The 26,135-nt window shown below is 36.1% G+C and carries 26 protein-coding genes and 1 pseudogene; 3 read left to right on the plus strand and 24 right to left on the minus strand.

Annotation, left to right across the window (positions count from 1 at the left end):
• Window positions 1–92: 92 nt before the first annotated feature.
• The 11 genes from ilvA to I6I93_RS04200 all read right to left on the minus strand — a co-directional run bounded on the left by ilvA (window position 93) and on the right by I6I93_RS04200 (window position 9,849).
• Window positions 93–1,301 (minus strand): threonine ammonia-lyase, encoded by a 1,209-nt coding sequence (ilvA, locus tag I6I93_RS04150; protein WP_112889557.1) that lies wholly within the window; start codon window positions 1,299–1,301, stop codon window positions 93–95.
• A gap of 1 nt (window position 1,302) precedes the next feature.
• A complete protein-coding gene (locus I6I93_RS04155) occupies window positions 1,303–1,527 on the minus strand; it encodes a DUF951 domain-containing protein (RefSeq protein ID WP_005957132.1) in 225 nt (74 codons plus the stop codon).
• The gene (locus tag I6I93_RS04160; RefSeq protein ID WP_112889558.1) at window positions 1,514–2,392 is read right to left on the minus strand and encodes a mechanosensitive ion channel family protein; all 879 of its coding nucleotides are present in this window, start codon (window positions 2,390–2,392) and stop codon (window positions 1,514–1,516) included. Before I6I93_RS04160 ends, I6I93_RS04155 begins: the two co-directional genes overlap by 14 nt.
• 2 nt (window positions 2,393–2,394) lie before the next feature.
• Window positions 2,395–3,474 (minus strand): hypothetical protein, encoded by a 1,080-nt coding sequence (locus I6I93_RS04165; RefSeq protein ID WP_201621263.1) that lies wholly within the window; start codon window positions 3,472–3,474, stop codon window positions 2,395–2,397.
• Window positions 3,475–3,546: 72 nt separating this feature from the next.
• Window positions 3,547–4,464, minus strand: coding sequence for a DMT family transporter (locus I6I93_RS04170; RefSeq protein WP_112889559.1), 918 nt, complete (start codon window positions 4,462–4,464; stop codon window positions 3,547–3,549).
• 147 nt (window positions 4,465–4,611) lie between these two features.
• Window positions 4,612–6,561 carry a transketolase gene (tkt, locus tag I6I93_RS04175; RefSeq protein ID WP_112889560.1) on the minus strand — a complete coding sequence of 650 codons (1,950 nt, stop codon included), beginning with the start codon at window positions 6,559–6,561 and terminating at the stop codon, window positions 4,612–4,614.
• Between the two features lie 11 nt (window positions 6,562–6,572).
• A complete protein-coding gene (locus I6I93_RS04180; RefSeq protein WP_112889561.1) occupies window positions 6,573–7,325 on the minus strand; it encodes a WecB/TagA/CpsF family glycosyltransferase in 753 nt (250 codons plus the stop codon).
• A gap of 159 nt (window positions 7,326–7,484) precedes the next feature.
• Window positions 7,485–7,829, minus strand: coding sequence for a type II toxin-antitoxin system PemK/MazF family toxin (locus I6I93_RS04185; protein ID WP_112889562.1), 345 nt, complete (start codon window positions 7,827–7,829; stop codon window positions 7,485–7,487).
• Between the two features lie 119 nt (window positions 7,830–7,948).
• Window positions 7,949–8,218, minus strand: coding sequence for a hypothetical protein (locus I6I93_RS04190; RefSeq protein ID WP_112889563.1), 270 nt, complete (start codon window positions 8,216–8,218; stop codon window positions 7,949–7,951).
• A gap of 45 nt (window positions 8,219–8,263) precedes the next feature.
• Window positions 8,264–8,521, minus strand: coding sequence for a hypothetical protein (locus I6I93_RS04195; RefSeq protein WP_112889564.1), 258 nt, complete (start codon window positions 8,519–8,521; stop codon window positions 8,264–8,266).
• A 137-nt stretch (window positions 8,522–8,658) separates the two neighbouring features.
• Window positions 8,659–9,849, minus strand: coding sequence for an NAD(P)H-hydrate dehydratase (locus I6I93_RS04200; protein WP_112889565.1), 1,191 nt, complete (start codon window positions 9,847–9,849; stop codon window positions 8,659–8,661).
• 200 nt (window positions 9,850–10,049) lie between these two features.
• Between I6I93_RS04200 and tyrS the strand changes: the two genes are divergently transcribed.
• The gene (gene tyrS / locus I6I93_RS04205) at window positions 10,050–11,276 is read left to right on the plus strand and encodes a tyrosine--tRNA ligase (RefSeq protein WP_112889566.1); all 1,227 of its coding nucleotides are present in this window, start codon (window positions 10,050–10,052) and stop codon (window positions 11,274–11,276) included.
• Between the two features lie 7 nt (window positions 11,277–11,283).
• Window positions 11,284–12,675: a beta-Ala-His dipeptidase gene (pepD, locus tag I6I93_RS04210; protein WP_112889567.1), complete on the plus strand. Its 1,392-nt coding sequence runs from the start codon at window positions 11,284–11,286 to the stop codon at window positions 12,673–12,675.
• 152 nt (window positions 12,676–12,827) lie between these two features.
• Here pepD and I6I93_RS04215 read toward each other — a convergent pair whose 3' ends face one another.
• Window positions 12,828–13,265 (minus strand): ATP-binding protein, encoded by a 438-nt coding sequence (locus tag I6I93_RS04215; RefSeq protein WP_236587223.1) that lies wholly within the window; start codon window positions 13,263–13,265, stop codon window positions 12,828–12,830.
• A gap of 121 nt (window positions 13,266–13,386) precedes the next feature.
• Here I6I93_RS04215 and rd point away from each other — a divergent pair, with 121 nt between their 5' ends.
• Window positions 13,387–13,548 carry a rubredoxin gene (rd, locus tag I6I93_RS04220; RefSeq protein WP_070699985.1) on the plus strand — a complete coding sequence of 54 codons (162 nt, stop codon included), beginning with the start codon at window positions 13,387–13,389 and terminating at the stop codon, window positions 13,546–13,548.
• Window positions 13,549–13,801: 253 nt separating this feature from the next.
• Here rd and I6I93_RS04225 read toward each other — a convergent pair whose 3' ends face one another.
• The 12 genes and pseudogenes from I6I93_RS04225 to proC form a co-directional block, all read right to left on the minus strand.
• A complete protein-coding gene (locus tag I6I93_RS04225) occupies window positions 13,802–14,911 on the minus strand; it encodes a M20/M25/M40 family metallo-hydrolase (RefSeq protein ID WP_112889568.1) in 1,110 nt (369 codons plus the stop codon).
• A gap of 8 nt (window positions 14,912–14,919) precedes the next feature.
• Window positions 14,920–15,588: a hypothetical protein gene (locus I6I93_RS04230; protein ID WP_070699987.1), complete on the minus strand. Its 669-nt coding sequence runs from the start codon at window positions 15,586–15,588 to the stop codon at window positions 14,920–14,922.
• A 10-nt stretch (window positions 15,589–15,598) separates the two neighbouring features.
• Window positions 15,599–16,300 carry a DUF5058 family protein gene (locus I6I93_RS04235; RefSeq protein ID WP_070699988.1) on the minus strand — a complete coding sequence of 234 codons (702 nt, stop codon included), beginning with the start codon at window positions 16,298–16,300 and terminating at the stop codon, window positions 15,599–15,601.
• A gap of 184 nt (window positions 16,301–16,484) precedes the next feature.
• Window positions 16,485–17,345 (minus strand): annotated as a pseudogene (locus I6I93_RS09420) (polyphosphate kinase 2 family protein).
• Window positions 17,345–18,118, minus strand: coding sequence for an alpha/beta hydrolase family protein (locus tag I6I93_RS04245; RefSeq protein WP_112889569.1), 774 nt, complete (start codon window positions 18,116–18,118; stop codon window positions 17,345–17,347). The pseudogene I6I93_RS09420 and the gene I6I93_RS04245 overlap by 1 nt, the downstream one beginning before the upstream one ends.
• Window positions 18,119–18,505: 387 nt before the next feature.
• Window positions 18,506–19,177 carry a uracil-DNA glycosylase gene (locus I6I93_RS04250; RefSeq protein WP_112889570.1) on the minus strand — a complete coding sequence of 224 codons (672 nt, stop codon included), beginning with the start codon at window positions 19,175–19,177 and terminating at the stop codon, window positions 18,506–18,508.
• 4 nt (window positions 19,178–19,181) lie between these two features.
• Window positions 19,182–20,549, minus strand: a complete 1,368-nt coding sequence (locus I6I93_RS04255) for a TrkA C-terminal domain-containing protein (RefSeq protein ID WP_112889571.1) — start codon at window positions 20,547–20,549, stop codon at window positions 19,182–19,184.
• Window positions 20,549–22,003 (minus strand): TrkH family potassium uptake protein, encoded by a 1,455-nt coding sequence (locus tag I6I93_RS04260; protein WP_112889572.1) that lies wholly within the window; start codon window positions 22,001–22,003, stop codon window positions 20,549–20,551. Before I6I93_RS04260 ends, I6I93_RS04255 begins: the two co-directional genes overlap by 1 nt.
• Complete coding sequence (gene trkA / locus I6I93_RS04265; protein ID WP_070699993.1) at window positions 21,993–23,393, minus strand: Trk system potassium transporter TrkA; 1,401 nt, start codon at window positions 23,391–23,393, stop codon at window positions 21,993–21,995. The genes I6I93_RS04260 and trkA overlap by 11 nt, the downstream gene beginning before the upstream one ends.
• Window positions 23,394–23,402: 9 nt before the next feature.
• The gene (locus I6I93_RS04270) at window positions 23,403–24,551 is read right to left on the minus strand and encodes a cation diffusion facilitator family transporter (RefSeq protein WP_112889573.1); all 1,149 of its coding nucleotides are present in this window, start codon (window positions 24,549–24,551) and stop codon (window positions 23,403–23,405) included.
• 193 nt (window positions 24,552–24,744) lie between these two features.
• Entirely contained in the window at window positions 24,745–25,311 is a 567-nt protein-coding gene (locus tag I6I93_RS04275) for a DJ-1 family glyoxalase III (RefSeq protein ID WP_070699995.1), read from the minus strand.
• 9 nt (window positions 25,312–25,320) lie between these two features.
• The gene (proC, locus tag I6I93_RS04280) at window positions 25,321–26,085 is read right to left on the minus strand and encodes a pyrroline-5-carboxylate reductase (RefSeq protein WP_112889574.1); all 765 of its coding nucleotides are present in this window, start codon (window positions 26,083–26,085) and stop codon (window positions 25,321–25,323) included.
• Window positions 26,086–26,135 lie beyond the last annotated feature (50 nt).

Raw genomic sequence — 26,135 nt, forward strand, 5'->3', positions numbered from 1 at the left:
CAAGCCTCTCAATTTTTCTTAATTTTTAATTGTTTAATTTCTTTTAAGTTTGATTTTCAAAATTTTATTTTTAATCTTAATTAAAAGTCAAATTAAAATTGGGCGTCGTTGTACCTCGCCTTATATACATAGGAATTTTGGTTTAGGGCTGTTAGGATTTCGTCTTGGTGGTTCTTGTCCTTGGTGTCAATAACAACGCTGACAATCATGGAATCAATTGTGTCGCCAACTAGGTCGATGTTTTGATTGATCTTTACTATGTTGGCTCCTTGCTTTTCAAGAAGTGCTGACATCTTGGATATTTGTCCTGGTTGGTCATCTAATTTTATCTTAAGTTCCATTCTCCTATTAGTCTTGTAAAGTCCCTTTTGAATTACTTTTGAAACTCTTGTGACGTCAATGTTGCCACCAGAAAGAATACAACAAACCTTCTTGCCCCTGTGGTTAAACTTCTTATACATAAGGGCTGCAACTGTGGAAGCTGCTGCTCCTTCTGTTATGATTTTATTGTCCTCAAGAAGGGTTAATATTGCAGAAGAAATCTCTCCTTCAGTTACAAGAACTATGTCATCCACATATTCCTTTACCATTTCATATGTAATTTCTCCTGGAGTTTTGACTGCAATGCCATCGGCAATTGTGGACCCACCTGTCACTGTTAGACGCTTGCCCTCTCTTATTGATTCATACATTGATGGGGCAATCTTTGTTTGAACTCCAATTATTTTTATGTCTGGATTTATGGACTTGGCTGCTAAGGCAACACCAGAGATTAGTCCGCCACCACCTATTGGCACAACTATTATGTCAAGGTCAGGAAGTTCTTCTAGGATTTCTAGTCCAACTGTCCCTTGGCCTGCAATAATTTTTTCATCGTCAAAGGGTGCAATGAAGGTGTAGCCTTCCTCTTCAGATAATTTTTTTGCAAAGGCTGCTGCATCATCAAAGGAATCTTTTACTAGTTCAACTTCAGCCCCATAATTTCTTGTGGCCTTGACCTTAGAAAGAGGTGCGTGATAAGGCATGCAGATAACAGACTTTATCCCCCTCTCACTTGCTGACTTGGCAACACCTTGGGCGTGGTTACCTGCCGAGCAAGCCACAACTCCCCTCTCTGCTTCCTCATCTGATAGGGTTGTAATCTTGTTGTAGGCTCCCCTTAACTTGAAAGAGCCTGTATCTTGGAGAACTTCAACCTTGAGGTAGATGTCTTCTCCAAGGTTTGGTGCGTAAACTACAGGAGTTTCTTTTATGTGACCCTCGAGTCTTTCCTTGGCTTCGTAAACTTCTTTCACGTCCATTTTACTCACCTTCTTTTTTATGATGGACAATACTTACAAATTTATCTCCTTCTAAAATTTTTCTAACTCTCTTTTCAAAATCCATACGGCTCATCCAAACTACCCTGTCGCAACCCAGGCACTTTAGTTTCATATCTGCACCCTTTCTTGCGATTTCCCACTTGTTTTCACCACATGGATGTCCCTTCTTTAGGGTAACTATATCGCCTAACTCATAGTAAAGCATCTTCAATTTCTCCTTTTATAAACTTATTTCTAATCATAGGGGGATCAATATTTTCTCTTTGCATTGTTTTTATAATCTCGGACCTAAGGGCAAACTCAAGATCATACTGTTGTCCCTGCTTTGTGTAATAGACAAGGGCCATCTTGTAGAAATCCCTTCCATTTTCAGTAACTCCCCAGAAGTTTGGTCCCATGACCATATCTTTGTGGTCCCTGTATTTTTCTATGGCTTCTTTTATTTTTTCTTCGGCAAAGTCTGGGTCACAAGAATTGTCTAGGTAAAATTCAATTTTTGTCCTTATATTAGCCCTTTCCTTGTTGGAAATAATTGAAATATTGCTGTTGGGAATTACGTGAAGAATCTTGTCAAAGTCACGGATTTTTGTGACCCTAAGTCCAAGGTCTTCAACAATTCCTTGAATGTCACCAATCTCAACTAAGTCCCCAACAGAATATTGGTCTTCAAAAATTATGAAAAACCCATTGATAAAGTCCTTAACAAGACTTTGGGCGCCAACACCTATTGCCAGTGAAAACACACCTAGAGTTGCAATAATTGGTGCAATTGAAATGTTAAAGACACTCATGATTATTGTAATTCCAATAAAAATTAGGACTACCTTAATTATACGTCTGATTAAATTTGTAACTGTAACTATCCTGTTGTAGGATCCCTTTTCCTTTATCTTATCTGAATTTAATTGTCTTCCTATAAAGGAATCGATTAACTTTAAAATTATAAAAGTTCCTACAATTATAATGGCAACCACAAGTAGTCTTTCCCAAGACTCTAGTCCACCGAAGGTTGATCTCAGGGCCTTGTCTGCCTCACTTGCAACAGCGTCTGTATTTTTTTCTATGTTCACTTTTACACCTCTTTATAAGTTGTCTCAATTTTACTATCTTCTTCTCTTACTGTATTTGTATTTACAACGGAGTAAAGACTTAGGTCCCCATTTCTCAAGGCCCCAATCAAAAGTCCGTTGATTTTAATTTTGTCTAGGGAGTAGCCCAACCTTGTGTAAAACTCTCCAGAATTTCCAATTTCTCCACCAACATCACTTGGTCCATAGACATAAATTGATCCAGAAATATTTTCCATCTTGTTGACATTGGCTGCAATTATTTTTTTCTTGCCTGGCTTTAGGATGTAATTGTATTCTGTGATAATTCCTGAATGGAGAAGGTAGGTCTTCTTGCCTTCCACCAAGATGTCAGAAATATTTGGGACCCTATCTTCATATATTGTGCCAGAATTCATAAACCTATAAATTGTCTTGTCTGTAAGGGCCAATACTGACCTCTTGTCCTTCTTTAGGTACATGACAATTTCGTGGCTTAGGCTTTTAGAAGTTTTTTCTCCCTTGTTTAAATTATAAACGATAGAAGTATAACCACTTGTCTCATTTTTTATTTCTGCAACAGAAAGATTTTTATCATCAACTACATCGTGAGTCAATATTTGATTACCTGTCCTATAAATCTCTGTGAGAGTTGAGTCGTTGCCCATTAAATATAAAATTTCATTTTTCTCATCGACGACGTGAAAAATTATATTTGCATTTTCATAAGTGATGTTAAAGATATCTCCCTTTACATCTGTGGTTGAAAGAAGCTCGCCCATCTCTGAATACATGTGGACCTTACCTAGGTCTTTCTCATACAAGAAGGCGTAGTTATTGGCGAAGAAGGCCTCGATGTTTTCATCTTCTCTTTGAATCTTCTTTACAATATTCCCTTCCCTGTCTGTTATATATAGAACTGGGTCAGCCCACAAAAATACAGACTTAGATGCAAGGCTGAAGTCCTCTATGGGCTCATTAACACTTACCCCCTTAAGTCTTACTATGGTCCTATCCTTGGAAAAGTTTTTATGGTTAAAATATATAAATCCTAAAAATATAAGTAATAAAAATAAAATTATTGCGTGATTTTTTTTAATTCTCAAAATACCACTCCCGACTTCATTATAACATTTATACTTTTAATTTTGCATTGAAATGGCATAAAAAAAGAGGGGTCAAACCCCCTTTTTAGTTTGTTTTTTGTTTAAGATTATCGCCCCTGCTAGGACAAAGACAAGTCCCAAGACAATATTTATTGTTAGGTCTTCTCCAAGGACCAAGATGGATAAAATTGTCCCGAAGACTGGAATAAATAATTTGTAAATTCCAAACTCACTGGCACTGTGAGCCTGGAGGACAAAGGTCCAGATGGTAAAGGCAGTTGCCGATATAAAGGCCCCATAGGATAGCATTAAGAATAAGACGAAGTCAAAGTTCACATTAGACTTGTGAGTGATGGCTCCAAGGATAATTAGTGGCATCGCCCCAAGGACAAATTGTGACCCCGTAAGGAGAAAGCCATTTAGATTTCTTCCGTACTTTCTTATTAGGACGCTGGAAAGGGCATTAACAGTTTGGGCAATTAAGACAAAACCTTCTCCAGTAAACTTAAAGTGGAAGCTTCCCTGTGAGTTTAAATTTGTTATAAGTAACCCAGTTGAACCAACAAGTAGGGCTATGACCTTTTTCTTAGTAAGTCTCTCATCACTAATTAAGAGGACTGAAAACAAAACTGTGATAAAAGCATTTGACGATTGTATAACTGCAGTAAGAGACCCCAAGGTGTTGGAGAGTCCAATATAGTAAAAACCATACTGTAAACAGGTCTGCAACAAGCCAATAATTACAATAAATTTAAAATTTACATTTTCTCTCTTTACTTCTTCCTTGTTGAAAAGAAAAAAGTATATGAAGGTCAAAAGTCCTCCCATAAAAAATCTTATCCCGGCAATATAAATTTTCCCACCAGGATCATCTGGCAAGATGTTGGCATGAATGTAAGTTGTCTTTATTAGGGGTATGGCAGAGCCCCAAAGTAGCATTGCCAAAAGCGAAAATACTATTGCCCATCTTTTTTCTTTTATAAGTTTCATTTCTCCCTCCAATCTCAAAATTTTTGTATTTTATAAAAATAATTTTTTAAAAATATTTAGTCTTACTAAGAACTATAAAAAATAAATCAAAAACGCAAATAAAAATTTAAATTAAAAAAGGAGGTCGCCCTCCTCTTATATATTCTATTAAAATTCTTGAATTTTTCTTCTGATGTTTTCTTTTGTGAATCCAAATCTTTCAAATACTTCAGAGCCCTTTCCACTTGCACCAAAGGTATCAATGGAAATTGCCATTCCCTTCATGCCAATGTACTTGTGCCAGCCAAAGGATGATAAGGCTTCAAGTGAAATCCTCTTAGTGATATTTGATGGAAGAATTTCTTCCTTGTAGTCAGAGGATTGGGCATCAAAAAGTTCCATAGAAGGCATTGAAACCACACGAACTCCTTTTAATCCGTCTGCTGCTTCAAGGGCAAGAGAAACTTCTGAACCTGTAGCTATTACAATTTTTTCAAGTTCTCCTTCTTCCTTCTTAATTATATAAGCACCCCTGTAAATGTCTTTTGAAGAATTTTCAAGTTGTGGAAGACCTTGTCTTGATAGGGCAAGGACAAAAGGCGTGTTCTTTGAATTGAAGGCAAGATTAAGTGAAGCTGCAGTTTCACGTCCGTCAGCAGGTCTTAATACAACAATTCCTGGGATGGACCTCAACATTGCAAGATGTTCAATTGGTTCGTGAGTTGGTCCGTCTTCTCCAACTCCAATGGAGTCGTGAGTGAAGATGTAGACATTTGGAATATTCATAAGGGCTGCAAGTCTAATTGTTGGCTTTAGGTAGTCACTGAAAACCAAGAAAGTTGACGCATAAGTCCTTAGGCCTCCATGAAGAAGGATTCCATTTGTGATTGCACCCATGGCATTTTCACGAACACCAAAAGTTATATTTCTTCCAAGTCTATTGTCAGCTGAGAAATATTCTTCTCCCTTTAACATAGTCTTATTTGATGGTCCAAGGTCAGCTGATCCACCAAAGATGTGGATGTTGTCCTTGGCAATCTTATTTAAAACTTCGCCAGAGATCGCACGAGTTGCCATGTCTTTATCAAAGGAATCGTAGTAGGAATCTTCTAATAATTCCTTCTTTTCTAATTTAAAGGCAGCAAGATAGTCTTCATATTCTTTAGGATATTTCGCTGCATATTCTTCTTCAATTTTTTTCTTTTCATTTACCTTTGCAGTATTTTCTTCAACGATTTTTTGGAAGTGAGCCTTCACATCTTCATCAACATGAAAATCTTCATCAGGAAGTCCAAAGAATTCACGAGTTGACTTTCTATCTTCCTTGCCTAGGGGTTCACCGTGAGCCTTTGCAGAGTCTTCTCTCGGTGAGCCGTAGCCAATTTTTGTCTTAACTTCAATAAGAGCAGGCTTGTCAGATTTTTTTGCTTCTTCGATTTTTGCATTTATTTCATCTAAGTCATTTCCATCTTCTACTACAAAAGTGTCCCAGCCAAGAGCCTTGTACCTGTCACAAACATTTTCTGAGAAGGCAAGATCAGTTGATCCCTCAATGGAAATTTTATTTGAATCGTAAAGGACGATTAGTTTATCGAGTTTTAGTGTGCCAGCTAGCGAAGATGCTTCGTTAGAAATTCCTTCCATCAGACATCCATCTCCAACTAGGGCATAAGTATAGTGATCAACAAGTTTTAGGTCTGCCTTGTTATAGAGGGCAGCAAGTTTTTCTTCTGCAATTGCCATACCAACTGCCATGGCAATCCCTTGGCCAAGAGGTCCAGTAGTTGCTTCAACACCCCTAGTGTGACCGTACTCTGGGTGACCTGGTGTTCTAGAATCAAGTTGCCTAAAGTTTTTTAAGTCATCAAGACTTATACCGTAGTCAAATAAGTAAAAAAGTGAATATAAAAGTGCAGATCCATGTCCTGCAGAAAGGACAAACCTATCCCTATTTTTCCAATCTAAATCCTTAGAATCTCTCACGAGATGATTCTTAAAAAGAGCATAGGCCATTGGTGCAGCACCAAGGGGTAGGCCTGGGTGACCTGAATTTGCATTTTCAATTTGATCAACAGACAGCATTCTCAAAGTATTAACTGCTTTATTTTCGATATTCAAAATTCCTCTCCTCACTCAACTGAATTTTTATCTCTCATTACCGCCAACAAAAACTTTGGCAAATCAATTTGCCTCTTAATCCTAGATGGGTTTTTTATAAGCCTATAGAGCCACTCAAGACCAAGCTTGATAAAAATATCTGGGGCCCTGTTTGCCCTGCCAGATAAGATATCTAGGACTCCACCATTTCCAATTATAACCTTGGCCTTTATTTCATCCTTCCAAGCGTCAATCCACTTTTCTTGACGAGGAAAACCAAAGCCAACAAAGACAATGTCAATGTCCTTGGAATTTATTTCTTCTATTATTTTTTCTTCTACACTAGACTTCTCACCGTCTAGCTTGGAATTGAAATAGCCATTGTGAAATCCTGCAACATTTAAGTTTTTATATTTTTCATTGACAGCTTCTGCTGCATCCCTTGCAACACCTTCCTTGCCACCTAAAAAATATAAGTTGAGACCCATCTCATCAGCAAGCTCAAGTAGCTTAATAGAGGTATCAAAACCTGTGACCCTTTCTTTTAAAGGCTTATTCCTAAGTTTTGATGCATGGATAAGACCAATCCCGTCAGCAAGAATTAAATCTCCTGAGTTGACAAGATTCTTTAGATCTTCATCTCTCTTAGCTGCCATTACGATTTCAGTATTTGGAGTGTAAATCTTTTTAAGAGAATCTCTCTTTAAGAAGTCCCTTAAAATATTCTCACACTCAGAATTATCAATGTTAAAAATTTCAACTCCAAAAATTTTTACTTTTTCCATAAATCTCTCCGGTAATAAGTTTATCACATAGGCGAGAGCATTTCTATTGTTAATGATTTTTAAAGTTTAAATTTTTGCAAGTATTATAAGAAACTATTTAAAATTTTTAAACAAAAAAAGACTACCTCTTACGAGATAGTCAATATGTATGTTGCCCAATTATTTTATCGCCAAGCTAACTTTTATTGCTGCATCAATCTCTCCTATGACATCCTTGTCGAATCTACCGATTTTCTCTCTCAACCTTTTTTTATCTATCGTCCTCAATTGCTCTAGAAGAATTACAGAATTCTTGGGCAGTGGAACATCTTTAGCTTTCACATTAACGTGGGTTGGTAACTTCGCCTTGTTAAGTTGAGATGTAATTGCAGCTATTATTATTGTAGGCGAATATTTGTTTCCAATGTCATTTTGAACAACAACTACGGGCCTTACTCCTCCCTGTTCTGATCCAATAACTGGCGACAGGTCGGCATAGAATATGTCCCCTCTTTTTATCATCATAATTTTCACCTTTTAAGGCAAGAGAGAATTAAAAGATTGATCTATGAGCAACCTTTATATCATTCTATCACAATTCTCCTTTTTATTTTCATTTAGATGGCAATTATTTTAAAAAATCATTACAAGTACATTGGCATTACAAAATTTATTGCAATCATAACTAATAAAGGAATGGTATATTTCTTTGTTTCCTTTAAATTATATTTTGTTCCTCCTGGTAGGTAGTGAACAATTGCCGGTGCAAAAACTACTACAAACCAAAGAACTTGTACATAGATTGGCCCTCTAAACCTGTGAAAAAATTCTGCCACTCCTGTGATTGCGAGATATGTATAAAATATATCTAGAGCAAATAAAATTATAAAAAGTATTTTTCTATTTTTAAACATAATAACTCCTTTAAAAATTGTCTGAGAAAAGTTAAGGCTACTTCTTTACATTGACATTTTAACCATGAAAATTGTAAATAAAATTAAAACTACTACATAAATACCCATGGCTATTTTGTATCCCTTGCTCCAATTGTCCCTTTCTTTTTTTATCCAAATCAAATTTAAGACAAGAGCCAACAAGGCAGGCAAGGCTACAATTATTGGGCTTCTATTATTTTTTACAGACTCGGACATAGTTATTAGAACAAAAAGGTTTAGGATCTGCCAAAAGGCATGGACTTTAAATGGATATGATTTCATAAAATTTCTTCATCTACCTTCACTTTTTTAATAAATCAATTTCGGCTCTTTTAATATTTACATGTAAACATCTAATTAAGCTTCGGATAACATTGCTTTAAATTCATTATAACTCAAAAAAATCAAAAAAAACAAATTTAGTTTTCTTCAAAAAGTTTAAAAACTTGGTCAAGGCCTTCTATTAGGTCTCTTGCCCTTAGGCTGGTCTTTGAATTTTTTCTTGCAAAGATGTCACCTGAGAGTCCGTGAATATAAACTCCAAGCCTTGCCGCATCAAATAGGTCATAATTTTTCATCATGGCAGAGATTATCCCCGTCAAGACGTCACCTGATCCTCCACTTGCCATGCCAGAGTTGCCAGTCCTATTGGTGTAAGTTCTCTCTCCATCTGTGACGATTGTTTCGTGACCCTTTAGAACTAAGATGACCTTATATTTTTTTGCAAATTTTTCTGCAACTTCTTTTCTATTATTTTTAATTTCTTCTATAGATAAGTCAGTTAGTCTTGCAAATTCTCCCTCATGGGGCGTTAGGATTGTTGTGAAATCTTGTCTTTTTCCTAATGAATATAAGTTTTTTGACAGGATATTTAAGCCGTCGGCATCTATTAAAAGGTTTTTTTCTATTTTTATTGTTCTCTTAAAGACTTCTTGTCCGTAAGTTCCAAGTCCCATGCCAGGTCCCATGGCAAGGACATCTAGACCTTCAATAAATTTTTCCATTTCATCTAAATCATCAAAGTTCTTTGCTATTGGCTCTACAAATTTTATGGACATTATGTCAAAGATTTCTCTTGGGACAATATTATAAACTAGACCTGCACCAGCTTTTAAGGCAGCATTTGATGATAGGTAAGATGATCCCGTCATCCCCATGGACCCACCAAGGATTCCAATTTTCCCAAAGTCTCCCTTGTGGCCAAAGTCGTCCCTGTCCTTCCAAAGGGATTTCATTTCTTCATCTAAAATTATTTCTTCTTCATGATTTTTTCCCATAAAATTATCTCCCCTGATTTTTGCAACAGCCACTGCATAATCTCTTTCATGACTGATAGATAAATCAAATTTCATATCAAAGACTTCTGCATAAGGGGCATCTCCATTATATTTTATTTTTATATCTTTGAAAGAAATTCTTCCAAGACCTGTCCCAAGAGCCTTAGCCACAGCTTCTTTGGCAGCAAAGATTCCACTGGCTCTTTCGTAGGGGTCTTTTCTCTTTTTTATTCTTTCTATCTCATCTTCATTATAAAATTTTGGAAGAAAATTTTCCTTTTCCTCCATTAGTTTTTTTATCCTAGAAATTTCTACTATATCTATACCAAGCATTTTATCACCATTGACATTTATTTTATTTTCGATTATTATATCATAAATAGTATGAATATAAGACGTTGAAGATATACAGTAAGCGAAAGCTGAATTACAATATTGGAGTCTATTAATTTTTGAGGCCTCGGCGAAGAAAGGTGGTACCACGAATGCGTCCTTTCGTTCACGGGGCCCTTTTTATTTTTTTGGAGGAATTTATGGAAAATGTATACGATATTTTAAGCGAGAGAGGTTACTTAGACCAATGCACTTATGAAGACGAGCTAAGGGAAATGCTTGGCGAAGAATCAGTTCCTTTTTACGTTGGCTTTGATGCAACTGCTGACTCCCTAACTCTTGGTCACTTTATCCAAATTAGGGTTATGCAACACATGCAAAATGCTGGCCACGTGCCTATAGCCCTACTTGGTGGCGGAACTACAACTATTGGCGACCCATCAGGCAAGTCTGACATGAGATCACTTATGGACAGGGAAACTATTGACTACAACGCAAGAAGATTTAAGGAACAAATTTCTAGCTTCTTAGATTTTTCTGACGGCAAGGGCTACATTGAAAACAACGTCGACTGGTTAACTAAGTTAAACTTCCTAGAATTTGTTAGAGAAATTGGTATCCACTTCTCTGTTAACAGGATGCTACAATTTGATTGCTACAAGAACAGGATGGAAGAAGGACTTACTTTCTTCGAATTTTCTTACATGCTTATGCAATCCTACGACTACCTATACCTCTACAGGAAGTATGGCTGTAAGCTAGAAGTTGGTGGATCTGACCAATGGTCCAACATACTTGGTGGTTATGAACTTGTAAGAAAACTTGAAGGCGACAAGGTTTATGCCATGACATTTAAGCTTCTTACTACTGCAGCAGGAATCAAGATGGGTAAGACTATGGCAGGAGCAATTTGGCTTGACCCAGAAAAGACTACACCTTATGAAATGTTCCAATACCTAAGAAACTGTGACGACAGAGATGTTATTAAGTTCATGAAGCTTCTCACTATGCTTCCACTTGATAAGATTGCTGAATACGAAAAATTAGAAGGGGCAGAAATAAACAAGGCTAAAGAAGTTCTTGCCTTTGAAGTTGTAAAAGACATTCACGGCGAAGAAGCTGCTAAGTCTGCTCTTGATGCTTCTCACTCCCTATTTGGTGGCGACAAGGCATCAGAAGACATACCTTCAACTGAATTTGAAGCTAATAAGTTTGACGAACCTGTGGGAATCTTAAACCTTATGACTGAGCTTGGACTTATTAAGACAAACTCTGAAGGTAGGAGACTAATCCAACAAGGTGGAGTTAGCATTGACGATGAAAAAATAAATGACCCTAAACTTGAAATCACAAAAGACAGCTTCAAGGATGGAGAAATTATTATTAGGAAGGGTAAGAAAGTTTACCACAAGGTTATTATAAAGTGAGGTTAAGATGAATTTAGAACCAAAAAAAGTTTTTGATTATTTTGAAAAACTATCACAAATTCCAAGGGAATCTGGTAATGAAAAGGGAGTTTCTGACTTTTTAAAGAAGTTTGGAGAAGAAAAGGGCTACGAAGTTGTTCAAGATGACAGCCTAAATATTATTATGGAAGTGCCTGCAACAAGTGGCATGGAAGACAAGCCTAAGGTTATTCTACAAGGTCACATGGACATGGTTTGTGAAAAGGGCAAGGACTCTGACCACAATTTTGAAACTGATCCAATTGAACTTATTGTTGATGGAGATTCTCTTCACGCCAATGACACAACTCTTGGAGCAGACAATGGAATTGGTGTTGCCATGGCAATGGCTCTTGCAGAGGAAGAACACGGTCCCCTAAAGATAATCGTAACTGTATCAGAAGAAACTGACATGCACGGTGCCAAGGACCTTGATGCAAAGCATCTTGATGGCAAGTACCTTATAAACATCGACTCTGAAGAAGAAGGTGTCCTAACAGTTTCATCTGCAGGTGGAAAACTTCTTAAATCAAAATTTGTCTTTAAAGAAGAAGATTATTCTGGCAAGGCCTTTGACCTTCACCTTCACGGCTTCCTAGGTGGCCACTCTGGTATGGAAATTGCCAATAACAGGGGCAACATGATCAAGGTGATGGCTGAGATCATCAACAAGCTTGATGGTGCAAAATTAATTGACATCAACTGCGGCACAAAACAAAATGCCATCCCAAGAGAGGGCAAGCTTTCTCTTGTGGCAGATGAAAAAGCTCTTGAAGAAGCAATAGCCTTTGTAAAAGATAAATTCAAGGATGTGGCAGGAGAACTTGTAATAGAATGTAAGGAAATTTCTCACGATGGAAAAGTTTTAACTGGTGATGACACTAAAAAACTTGCAAACTATTTATTAGAACTCCCAACTGGACCACACACTTTCTTAAATGAAGAGAAAAAAGTTCTTGAATCATCATCAAACCTTGCTATTGCAAAAAAAGTTGATGACGCAATTGAAGTTTTTGTTTCACTAAGATTTGCATCTTCTTCACTTTCAGAAGAATTTGGCAAAATTTACTTGGATATAGTTGAAAAATATGACTGCCAAGCAGAATTTATCAACCCTTATCCAGAATGGGAATACAGAAAAGAATCTGACTTTAGAGAAATTGTAAAGAAAATCTACAAAGAGATTACAGGAAAAGAAATGGAAGAAGAGTTCACACATGGTGGACTTGAATGTGGTGTCTTCTACAAGAAAAATAAAGACTTAGATATTATCTCCATTGGACCAGACACTGTAGGAGCACACACACAAAAGGAAACTCTTTCAATTTCTTCAACTAAGAGAGTTTATGACCATCTTGTAAAAGTTTTAAAGGCTCTTTAATAAAATAAACTAATGGCTGTCACAGGGCAGCCATTTTTTCTTGCAAGAAAAAAGAAACCCCTAGAGGTTTCTCTATAAAAATTATTCTATTATTTATAAATTAATAAATTACATAAAATTTCCATATATATAATTTATCAATTAATAAAGTATCAAAGATTTTTAATTGCGATGACCTCGTTATGATTTAGGATTAGCTGGTCAGTTAAGGCCTCAACAATAACTAGACCCCTGCCATTGCACTTTTTTTCTCCACAATTATAGGAGGAAGTGTCGTGGTCAACGCCCCTACCCTCATCTGAAACAATAATTTTTAAAAAATCATCTTTTATAAGCAAGTTCAAATAGACCTTCTTTCTAAGGTCTTCTTGGTTACCATGGATTGCTCCATTTATTACAAGCTCATTTAAAATAACTTTTATATCAAATAATTTCTCTTGGTCGGCAATATAAGGATTTAAATCTCTCATGGCTGAATCCAAAAAACCCTTTATTAGAGATAAATCGCTATATACAGAACCATTAAATCTATATAAAGTATCCATAATTCTCACTCCATCTATTAGAAAATTACCCATTACTTCTCTCATTTAAACTCCAAAAACTATGAAGGTATTTAATTTTAAAATTTTACTGTATTATATTTAGCAATTTGTTATAATGTATTTAAGCTTGGAAAAAAGCATAAATTTTAATAGGAGGAAGATAAAAATGAAAAAATATGAATGTACACTTTGTGGATACATCTATGATCCTGAAGTAGGCGACGAAGATAACGGCGTTAAGGCTGGTACTGCATTTGCTGATCTACCTGAAGATTGGGTTTGCCCTCTTTGTGGAGCAGAAAAATCAGACTTCGAACCTGTTGAATAATAATAATATTAAAGAAGGCTTAGGCCTTCTTTTTTTGTTTAATTTTTATAAATTTTAAATTTTTATCCACAATTTTCTTTTTTTATCTACATTTGTAGATTCATAACCACTATTTTATAAATAACTAGGAGATTTTTTCTATAATTTCTTTTTATTTATCCACAGTTATAATATTTTTTTAAATCTCAAATAAAAAAGTCATGAGCCTTCTTTTATATAAAACTCATGACCTCTTTCTCATATTTATTTTTTCTTAATCAAGCTTCAGATAATCTATAAGAGCTCTTGTGGTATTTTCTAGATCTTCTAAAACTATATACTCTTCCTTTGTGTGGACCTTTTCCATTCCAACTCCAACTATAAGAGAGTTGAAGCCCTCTTCAGCGAAGAAGTTGGCATCGGATCCACCACCAATTATTACTTCTTTTGCATCTACCCCTACATTCTTGTAAGATTTTATAACTTTTTTTGCAAATTCCATATCACTTGGAGCAAGAGCTGGATAGTCCAAAGTTTTTTCAAAGTCAAAATCTTCTGTTAAGTCCCCTACAATCTTTTGATATTCATCAAGAATTTCTAAGACATGGTCCTTGTCGTGACCCCTAATCTCTCCAGAGAATTCAAGATAATCTGGAACGACGTTTTTTGGAAAATCAGAATTTATCTTAGATACATTTGCTGTTGTGAATTCATCAATCCTTAGATTCTTAAACTTAGAAATAGCTTTGGCTGCAAGCATAATCGCTGATATTCCCTTCTCTGGCTCAATGCCTGCATGGGCAGACTTGCCTTTTATCTTAAAACTATAAGAATAAGATGTAGGAGCCTTGTAGGCCACCTTGTCGCAAGATCCTGCATTATCAACTACAATCATATTTTTGGCAGGGTCCATGTTCTTATAGACTTCTTCCCAATTTATATTTCTAGCACCAAGCATTCCCACTTCTTCTCCTGGTGTGAAGATTGCATAAATATCTCTGTGCTTGTGGTTCTTTGTCACAAGATAGTAGATTGAATATAGGATTGCTGCAAGACCACCCTTGTCGTCGCCACCAAGAGTTGTATTGCCATCAGTCTTCCAAACTTCATCTTCTTTTATAATTTTTAAATCCTTGTTGGGTTCAATGACGTCCATGTGGGCCGAAAAAGTTACTCCTTCTCCCTGACCTTTAAACTTTGCAAAAATTGTAGGAGCCTTTCCCCCATATTTATCTTGTGACTGGTCGAGATAGACCTCTCCACCAAGTTCTTCTACAAAATTTATTATATATTCTGCCACTTTCTCTTCTCCATAAGAAGGAGAGTGGATCAAAAGTAAGTCTTCAAAAATTTCTAAAAGTTTTTCTCTTTCAAAGTCCTTCATATTTCCTCCTATGAGTTCTTATTGATAGTTTCCAGTTGTGTTTTTGCAAAGTAAATTGATGAGAAAACTGTAACAAGAGTTATTAAAAAAGTTGCATTAAAAGGTATTAGAGCAACAATCTTTGACATAACAAAGGCAACAACTAAGGCAAAAACTCCTGTCTTAAAAGATTTGACAGAAAATTGTGCAAAGATTCCTCCATAAAGTGCTGGAATTATAAGAGTTAAAACTTCTTTGACATGGTCTGGCAAGTTGACAATTACAGTTTGAGCAAAAATTGTTGATATAATTACAAAAAATGTTGCAACATAAATTGAAACTGCAATGCCTATTGTTCCCATCATTGAACCTTCATCTGTACCTTGCTTGTAGCCTGAACCAGAAATTGCTGATACTGCCGCAGGAATTTTTAAATTGACACTGTTTCCTGATAGGGTTGACATGTATAAACCTGCTGCCCCAATGATTGGATAGTTGGCAATTGGTTCTGAAAAGTAAAAGGCTCCTGATACAGACATTTGTGAAATTGCACCTGCTATTATGGCTGCTAGACCTGGATTATATCCATAATAAAAAGTCATAAGCATTGGTGGAAGAAGTACAGCAATCATGCCAAGAGCCATTGTAAGTCTTCCAAACTTGTGAATTGATTGAGAAAATTTTTCGTAAGCTGTCATTTTTTCCTCCTTAAAATATTAATTGAGATGCAATTGCACCAATAAACATTGCAAAAGTAAGTCCCCAGTCTTTTAACCAAGCGTACTTCTTGCCCAACTTTTGGCAGATAAACATAATTATGAAGCCAAATACAGTTGCAAAAGTAACCTTTGGATTTGTGTTTACCTTTGATAGGTTGTCTACACAAAAATATGCAAAGGCTCCAAGCATAGCTCCCACAGAAACTGCAGGAAGAAGTGCCTTCCTACCACCAGTAAGGATGTGGTTTACAGATTCCATCTTGTGGCCAAAAACTATCATAAAGATTAACCAACCCATTACACCAAGAGCAGGTGTCCAAAGAGCATTGGCATAAACTGTTGGGTCCATTGTTGTAGCAAGTTCTGAACCCATTGCCTTGGCACCAAAGTTTGCAGCCATGGTTTCGTAATTTGTTCCACCAATTACTGACATCCTAAGAGCTGTGACTGGTGCACCAAGAGTAACAATAAGTGCAAGTATGGATCCACAAATACCAAGTGCAGGTCCAATAGATGAAACCGCCGCTGTCACTATTCCCTTTTTGATTTTCTTCTTATCCATGTTCATTTCCTTCGTAGCCTTTAGGGCCCTTCTCAAAAGATAAGTCCCTTGGAAAAGAACTAAGATGATACCAACAGAACAAACCATATACATAAGTGGACTGTTGGCAAACTGCCATTGATCTTTCATAATTATTCCTCCCTTTTTTGAATAAATTATCGACAGTATAACACAATCCTTTTTCCTTGTAAATCTATACTTAAGTACAATACTTGTGAAAACTATACAAAAAAAGACTCCGTAAAACGAAGTCTTTATCACACTTTGATGGTCTTTTATAAAATTTCCCAAGAAAAAAACTTTTAATTATTTTTTAATTTTCTTCCAAGATTTTTTTCCACTTGTCCAAACTTTCTAATTCTTCTTTTGAAAGTTCAGGGTACTTTGGATCCATTTCTTTTAACTTTTCTAAGATAACTTCTGAGACAAGATATCTTGAGAACCACTTCCTGTCTGCTGGCACAATGTACCAAGGAGCAGCTTTTGTAGAAGTGTTAATTAGCATATCTTCATAGGCCTTCATATAATCATCAAAATACTTTCTCTCTGTTATGTCTGAGGATGCAAATTTCCAATTTTTTTCTGGTCTTTCAATTCTCTCCATAAGTCTTTCTTTTTGCTCCTCTTTAGAAACATGGAGGAAAAATTTTACAATTTTTATTCCATTATTTGAAAGATACTCTTCAAAATTATTTATTTCTTCAAATCTTTTTTCCCATATATCCTTAGTGACTAAGTTTTTTGGGAAGGGTTAATCTAGGACTAATTTGTGAACTCTTGATACAAGAACATCTTCATAATGACTTCTGTTAAATATCCCAATCTCTCCACGAGGAGGCAGATCTTTTGCCACCCTCCAAAGATAATCATGATCCAACTCATTTTCACTTGGCTTTTTAAAAGAAACAACTTTTGTACCCTGTGGATTTATTCCAGTCATTATATTTTTTATTAGGGAATCCTTGCCAGCAGCATCCATAGCTTGAAGAACAATTAAAAGCGATTGATTGTTTTCAGCATAAAGTTTTTCTTGATACTCACGCATCTTTATAATATTTGCAGGTATCAATGTATCTTTTACTTCATCTTTTTCAAGTTTTCCATTGTATGAAGTTGGAACCTCATATAAGTTTAGCTTTTTCTTTTCTTTAACTAAATATTTTTCAGTTTTCATTAAAATTTGCCAACTTCCTTTGAAAATTTAATTGCTTCTTCCAGCATTTGAGTTGTTATTTGGTGGTAGGTCATGTCAAAAAGTTTAAAGCCCAAGAGTTTTTTGTCTTCGTAAACTTTTTCAACTTCCTTGGCAAAGGACTCCTGACCAGCTGGGTCGATTATATCGTCGTTTCTTCCGTTAAAAAGAACAATAGGCCTATCCTTAAAAGCCTCTGGACTATCCATTGGGTTCATGTCTAGGAAAAATTCGTTAATCCTAAATTCTCTCTCGTCAATATTGTCCTTATTTTTAAGTTCATTTACACCACGGACAAGTTCTTCCCAATTATTTATTCCGTTAAAGACAAAGGCCATCTTGAGGTCCTTCTTAAAGGCATAAAGGCCTCCAGCAGTAATGGCACCCATGGAGTGACCTCCCACTGCGATTTCATTTCCTGGATAATTTTTTTCAATATACTTAAAGATAGAAGGAGCTTCCTCGATGTTGTGCATAATTACCTTTAAAATATATTTTCCTTCAACAGCCTTGTCTTCGTGGTCAATCTTTTCCACATTCCTCTCACCATGATATCTGGCTTCTGGGAGGATAACCCTGTAGCCATAGGCTGCAAAAATATTTCCCCTAAAGATTTGACTTTCATTGTCTGATCCCCAGCCGTGATAAAAAACTAAGGTCTTATTAGTCTCTTCTTTTGGCTCAATTATCACTGCAGGGACTTTACCTATCATAACTTCCTTTATATCTGAATAGCTTGTTTTTAAATACTCCATAATTCACCTCTCCTACATTATAGCAAAGAAAAGAAAAAGATTTTAGCAAGGCTTACTTTCTTTTATTTTTAGTATTTATTGTTTCTGTATTTTTTAATTTATAAATTTTGTGAATTGATAAACCCTTGCAAACTCTTAACTTTTTGTGACTTCTCATTTTATTATGACCTAGAAGTTTTTTATAGCTTTATATTTTTTTAAGACTTCTTATTTTATTAAGACCTGAGAAATATTTGTGACTTCACAGTTTTTTATGATCTCGAAATTTCTTATAACTTCATAAATTTTTATAATCTTATATTTTATTACAAAGTCAATTTTTTTATAAGAATTCAAAAAATTTGGTCAATAAAAAAGCAAGGAATAGTTTCCCTGCTTAAATCTTTATTATTTAATTTCCCAAGTTGGAGGTGTCACTCCATTTTCTTTTAAAAATTCATTGGCTCTTGAGAAGGGCCTTGATCCAAAAAATCCCCTCGATGCTGAAAGTGGAGATGGATGAACTCCTTCAATGATGAGGTGGTTGCCTGATTTTATAAACTTCTTGCGCGCCTTGGCATGGTTGCCCCATAGTATAAAAACTACTGGGTCTTCTTTTTCGCTAATTTTTTCTATGACTGCATTGGTGAATATCTCCCATCCAATCTTTGAGTGGCTCATGGGTTGGTGGGCCCTAACTGTTAGGGTGGTGTTAAGAAGCATTATCCCCTGGTCTGCCCATGATTTTAAGTAACCTGTTCGTGGAATTTCTATTCCCAAATCAGAATTTAGTTCCTTGTAAATATTTCTAAGTGAGGGTGGAATTGCCACACCTTCCTTGACAGAAAAGGCAAGTCCATGAGCCTGGCCCACATTGTGGTAGGGGTCCTGTCCCAAGATTAAAACCTTTAGGTCCTTGTAAGAAGTGTAGTGAAAGGCATTAAAAATATCTTGAGCCTTTGGAAATATTTCATAATTTTTATATTCTTCAATTAAAAGTTTTCTAAGGTCCTTGTAGTAGTCCTTTTCAAACTCTTCTTCCAAAATGTCTTGCCAATCATTTTTTAAAATTTCCTTCACAAAATTACCTCCTGAAGAAGTCAAAGATACTCTTCTTTAGACTTGGGTCGATTAACTCTTCAAGTTCCTTTCTACTTTCATTAGTAGAGAAGATGACAAGCCTGTCGCCCTTTTCAATTTTCGTATTTCCCCTTGGGATAACGGCAGAGTTGTCGTACCTAATTATCCCACCAATAATAATTTCTTTGTGGAGATTGATTTCAGAAAGCTTCTTGCCAATGTAGACAAAGTCGTCTGGAATTTTTATTTCATAAACTTGAGCCTTCCCGCCAAACATATAGTTGATCGAAACCTTCATGTCAGTATTTATTGCCTTGATGATTTCGTTGGCAACAATGACCTTTGGATCAATGACCCTATAAATTCCAAGGCTCTCCAAGATTGTGTCGTAGTTATTATCCTTTTGAATGATAATATTTTTTGCAATCCCATGACTTCTTGCTAGTAGTCCAAGGACAATATTTAGTTCATCAGAGTCTGTCATGGATATGAAGACCCCATCCTTAGAAATGGCTTCTTCCTTAAAAATTTTGTCGTTTCTAAGTTTTTTATTAACTACAAAGGCCCTGTTTATATTTCTCCTGTATTTTTCAAATTTTTCTCTGTCTGGTTCAAGAATTTTTAAATTTATATTTTCAAGGTTTGAGATAAGTTTGTTGAAGTTGTAGTCTCCCGATGCAATTACAACCTCTCTCTCCTCTTCCTTTTCCTTGATTTCAAAGTGGGCGTGCTTAAAGTTTCTTATGTCAAAGGAAAGGCCCATAAGGTAGATATAGTCACCAGACTTTAGGACAGTTTCTCCGTCGGGTACAATTAAGTCCCCTTCTCTTAGGATTCCAACAACAAGGATTGTAGAAAGAGACCCAATGTCCTTTATCTTTTGATTTTCAAATTCCTCATCCATGTCAATATAGTGGCCTGTGACTTCTATCTTGCCCTTGCCAAAATAGTCTGCCTCATAATATTCTGTAGACCCAATTAACTTGGTCACAAGTTTTGCAGTTTCAAGGCTTAGGTTAAATACATTTACAACATTTGGAAGAGAATTTTTTATAATTCCTATTTCAGAAATATTTTCCATTTCATCGAGACGGAGAATTATTTTTACATCTAGTCCCTTAAAGATTGAGGCCATTATTAGGTTAGTCTTGTCGCTATCTGTAGCTATAATGGCGTAGTCGTACTTGTTAAGGTCGTGGTTAATGACAAATTCCTCTTCCAAGACGTCGGCCCTTATTTTATTTACGCTATCTGTTATCTCTTCAAAATTTTTTTCGTCCCTATCCACTAGGTCAACTTCATATTTTTCAAGACTCAAGGCCTTGGCAATAGTTGAACCAACCTTTCCAGAACCTATAATTAAAATCTTCATTATAACTTAATAATTTCCTTTCTATGTCTTCCTCTTGTAAAAAGTGCCATTATTGTAAAGAATTCAAGTCTACCCAAAAGCATTAGGACACTGAAGTAGAGTTTGAAAAAGTCGCTATAAAAATAAAAGTTTTTCGTAGGACCAATATCTCCAAAGCCTGGACCAACATTTGATAAAGTTGTAGCAACTGAAGAAAATCCTGTTATAACATCTACTCCAGAAAGCGTAACTAAAGCTGTAGATAGGACTGCTATTACAAAATAAGTTCCTAGATAGGCGTTAATACCTAGGACAACTTCGTCTGACAAAGACTTGCCATCTGACATCACAGGAAGAACTGCCTTAGGGTGAGTGGCCTTCTTCATTTCCCTTTTTATTAATTTTAATAAAATTGAAATCCTCACTATTTTCATCCCGCCACCAGTGGAACCTGCACAACCACCAAAGAGCATCAGGATTAACAAGATGAATTTTGAAAAACTTGGCCAAAGTTCATAATCTGCATTGGCAAAACCAGATGTAGACGATATTGATGTTACTTGGAAGGCTGAGTCCCTAAAGGCCATGAAAAGTGATGGATAACCCTTGGAATATAGGTCTAGGGTTATTAGGGCAATGGCTCCTATGATTATACAAATCCAAAGTTTTAATTCATCATTTTGTAGAACTTCCTTAAACTTCTTTTTAGAAAGAAGGGCATAAATTACAAAGTTTGTGGAACTCAAAAACATAAAAATTGCCAGGATAAAGTGAACTGAGTTCCCTTCATAGGACATAAGTGAGTCGTTGTAGGAAGAGAATCCACCAGTACCTAGGACACCGAAAGTGTGAACTAGGGAATCAAAAATTGGCATGCCAGCAATCTTTAAGCAAATAAATAGTATTAGTGTCAAAATAAGATAAATTATGTAGAGCCTCTTAGATGATTGGGAAATCCTTGACTCTATTTTTCCGGCAACTGGTCCTGGTGACTCTGCCTTAAAAATTTGGAAGGCCCCAACTCCAAGCTTGGGAAGAAGTCCCACAGTAAAGACCAAAATTCCCATACCACCTATCCAGTGAGTGATAGACCTCCAGAGGACAACTGACCTTGGGAAAGACTCTATGCCTGATATAACTGAAGCTCCAGTTGTTGTAAAACCAGATACAATTTCAAAGAAGGAGTCAACATAAGTCATACCTGCGGAGATCCAAAGGGGAAGTGCCCCGACAATGGAGACCAAAACCCAGGATGCAGTAACTGTTAAGATTCCGTCTCTTGGTGACATGGAGTTCTTTTTTATTTTTAAATTAATTAAAATTAATCCCAAAAAGACTGCTATAGCCATTGGGATTAAGAAGCCATAAGATGACCCATCTCTTTCAACTAAACTCAGGATGAGAGATGGAGCCATAAAGGCAGTTTCTATTAATAAAATATAGCCTAATAATTTTGAAATAAGCTTATAGTTCATCTTTCTTTCCTCTCTTCTTAATTGACTTAATTGCGTCCTTTAGTTTCCCTTCAGAAGAGAAAATCTTTTGAACCCTTGGAGCAACTTCGTGCATGGAGAATAATATTATCCTGTCGCCAGATTCAAGGACTGTCTTACCATTAGGGACTATCATGCTTTGGCCCCTAATTATGGAAACAATAAGAGTTCCATCAGGTAGACTCAAGTCTTCTAGGGTGTTGCCACAAACTAAATGGCTTGTCCTTATAATTAATTCGACGCACTCAACTTGACCGTTTAAAAGCAAATGTAGGGCAAGGGAGCTTTTTCCCCTGATTTCCTTTAGCATTTCTGCAGCTGTTATATAAGAAGTGTTAAAGACTGCATCTATGTCAAGTTTGTCTAGGACCTTGTCATAGTTTGTCCTAGAAATTTTGGCAACAGATTTAAAGATTCCACTTTGCTTTGCCACAAGACTCATGAGGAGGTTGGCCTCATCAATACCTGTTGCTGCTACAAAGGAATCATAAGTGTGGACCATTTCTTCTTTAAGGATTGCTATGTCTGTCCCGTCTCCATTTATAATGTTGGCTCCTGGAACCATTTCTTTTAGTTCAAGACATCTTTCCTTATTTATCTCAACAATAGTGACATCCACATTTTCTTTTAAGAGGAGCATGGCTAGATAAAGTCCAGTCTTTCCTCCACCAAGGATCATTGTACTCCTAAGAGACCTTGTCCTATTTACTCCTGTGTGGTCCTTGTCAAAGGCCTCAATATTTTCAGACTTGCCTGCAAGGATTATAACATCATTTTCTTCTAAAACAGTACGACCATTTGGGATAATTGCATCACCATTTCTCGATATAGCTGCAATAAGAAGGTCTTTAATGTTATCAATGTCCATGATTTTTTTGTTAATAAAGCTTGTGTCATTTCCTATATTAAATTCAACAAGGGAAACTCTTCCACCAGCAACCTCATCAGAGTAAAGTTGGTATCTCTTCATTAGGTATTTAAAAATTGATCTTGCAGTTGCATTGTCTGGGTTTATGATCTTATCTATTTCAAGTTCCTCTGATATGAAATCAAGGTGCTTCCTGTATTCAGGGTCCCTTACCCTTGCAATGGCATACTTTGCTCCAAGTTTTTTGGAGATTGTGCAAAGAATTACATTGGCCTCGTCATTAGTTGTGGTAGCAACTACATAGTCAAAGAGAGAAATATCAAGTTCTTCCAAGACGCCAAAATCCAAAGCATTTGCACAAATACTAAAAACATCTAACGAATTGGATATGTTTTCGATTACATCTTCATTGTTGTCAACTACAGTCACCTCGCAGTCTTCATCTAGTAATGACGCTGCAAGTCTGTATCCTAGTTTTCCGGCACCTACAACTAAAGCCTTCATATATTCCTCCTAAAAAATCGCATCAAGAGTTACATCAAATTCGTAATCTGGATAGATGGATTTTAACTTATCTCTTATCTCTTTTTTCAGAGCATCCTTTTCTTCTCTCGTTTTTACAGAATCGGCATTATAATCAATGTCTATATAAATTTTCTTGCCTTCAAGGACAATGTCGTGGAAGGAGTAAATGTTTAGGGACTCCCTCACAATTTTTTTAAGGTCCTTGGAGACAGAGTTGATTATCTCATTGCTACTGCCTTTTGGGTCTGCGTGAATGATTAATTTTATCCCAAGTAAATCAGAGATTTCCCTCTCAACCTTGTCCACAATATTGTGGGCCTCTTCAAGGGTCAAATTATAATCTAGGGCTGCATCAATTATCACAATCATATTGTCTGGACCAAAGTCTGTCACCATCATGTTGTGAACATTGGATATGCCCTCATAGTTTGAAACCTTGGACTTTATCTCGTGTTTAGTTTCGTCACTAAGACCACGTCCAAGTATAATTGAAATAGTCTCGTATATTAGTGAAATAGCTGTGTATAAAATAAATAAAGCAACTATTAAACCAACATAGCCATCTAATATTTTTCCTGTGAACTTTTCTATTAATATAGAAATAATTACAACAGAAGTTATAAGTGTGTCGCTAAGTGAATCCTTCTCTTGGGCCTTCAAAGTTACAGAGTCAATTGCCCTTGCAACCTTTGAATAAAGAGAGGCCTGCCAAAATTTTATTGCCACAGTTACAATCAAAATCACAAGAGTGGATTTTGGATAAGAAATGGCGACTGGGTGAAGGATCTTTCCCACAGAAGTTTTCAAAAATTGAAAACCAACGGAAAGTACAATACCAGAAACTACAAGAGAAATCAAATATTCAAGCCTGCCATGTCCATAAGGGTGGTCTTTGTCTCTTGGTTTTGCAGCAAGTCTTATGCCCAAAATAGAAATAATAGAGCTGACACAGTCTGTGATGTTGTTTACTGCGTCAGATAAAATTGAAATTGAGCCAGTAAAGATATATAGAATCACCTTTAATGCAGCTGCAAGTATATTTGATATAAGGCCAAGAAGAGAAGTCTCTTTTGAAATTTTTGCCCTGTCATATCCATAGGCAGATTCTCCCCTCTTCAAAATAAGTTTTGCGAACATTTATCCTCCAAAATTTATAATAATAAAAATAGGCTAAAAGCCCACTTACTTAGATTTCTTAAGTTAAAATAATTATAACACTAGTATATTAGTAATAAAAGGAAAAGAACTTTCCTATATTCTGGGAAGTAAGTTAATAATTTTAAAAATAAAAAATGCACCAGCTTTACCTGGCACATTTTCTAATCTTATCTTAAATAAATTTTTTAAGTTGTGGAAGTAGTAAGCCTTCTGCAACTTCTTCTGCCTTTTCCTTTGAAACTAAAATTTCAACTAGCTTAACCCCAAGTAGGATTGCAAGGGCTGGCCCCATAGCAGTTATTATGTTGTCTTCAACAACTACTGGTGAGTCTTGTGGGTCCTTAACCTTTAATCTATTTTCAACTCCTGGATAGCAAGTGAACTTTCCGTCTTTTAAAAGACCTGCTGCATCAAGAACTTGTGGTCCTGCACAAATTGCTATTACTTTTCTCTCTTCATCATTAAAGACATTGGCAAACTCAAGAACTTTTTTGTCATTCATGAGATTTGTAGCACCAGGTTGACCTCCTGGAATGTACATTGCCTTGTAGTCTTCGATGTTAATTTCATCAAAAGTCTTGTCAGCAAGAACTGTCACACCGTGAGCTCCCTTTACCTCAAGTCTGTCCTTAATTGAAACTGTGTCCACCTTTAGGTCGGCCCTTCTAAGGACATCAACAATTGTTAAAGCTTCAATTTCTTCAAAACCTTCTGCCAAAAATACCAATAAATCTTTCATAATGACCTCCTATTTATTCATAATAGAATCAACTGCATTTATAATTGCAGACCTAAAACCATCCTTTTCTAAAGATTTTACTCCCTTAATAGTTGTTCCAGCCGGTGTTGTAACTTGGTCCTTTAATTCACCTGGATGAATTCCAGACTCCCTCACCATTTTTGCTGATCCAGCTACTGCTTGAGATATAACCCTGTAAGCCATATCCCTTTGCATTCCATAAGAAACTGCTGCGTCTGCTGCTGCTTCAATGTACATGTAGACATAGGCAGGCATGCAACCTGAAACTGCCTCATAAATTTTTATGTTCTTTTCTTCTACGATTTCAGTTTCTCCAAAGTTGGACAAGATCTTTCTTATCTCTTTAACCTCTTCTTCTGAAATATTTTTGCCAGGGCAAATCCCTGTCATGGAATTCAAAATTTTTGCCGGTGTATTTGGAAGAGCCATCATAAGCTTTTTATTTGGAAGGCTCTTTTCAAGTTTCTCAATGTCAAAAGCTGAAGTAATAGAAATAATGATTTGATCTTTTACTTCATCTTTTATTGCCTCGATTACAGCTTCATAAACATAGGGTTTAACTGCAAGGATAATTGCATCTGCACCCTTCACTACGTCTACTTCTGAATCAACTACTCTTGCTACTTCATTGCCCTTAAAGGCATCTCTCTTTTCTTCGCTCCTGTCGTAAAGAAAAGTTTCTATATTATTATCTAAAAGACCGTGTGCCATGGCAGCACCCATGTTGCCAAGGCCTATAATTCCCATCTTCATCACATCACTCCTTAAGTAGATTATACACGAAATTACTTAAAAATTCATTT

The organism is Peptoniphilus harei (genome assembly GCF_016726485.1).
Classification (GTDB): Bacteria; Bacillota; Clostridia; order Tissierellales; family Peptoniphilaceae; genus Peptoniphilus_A; species Peptoniphilus_A harei.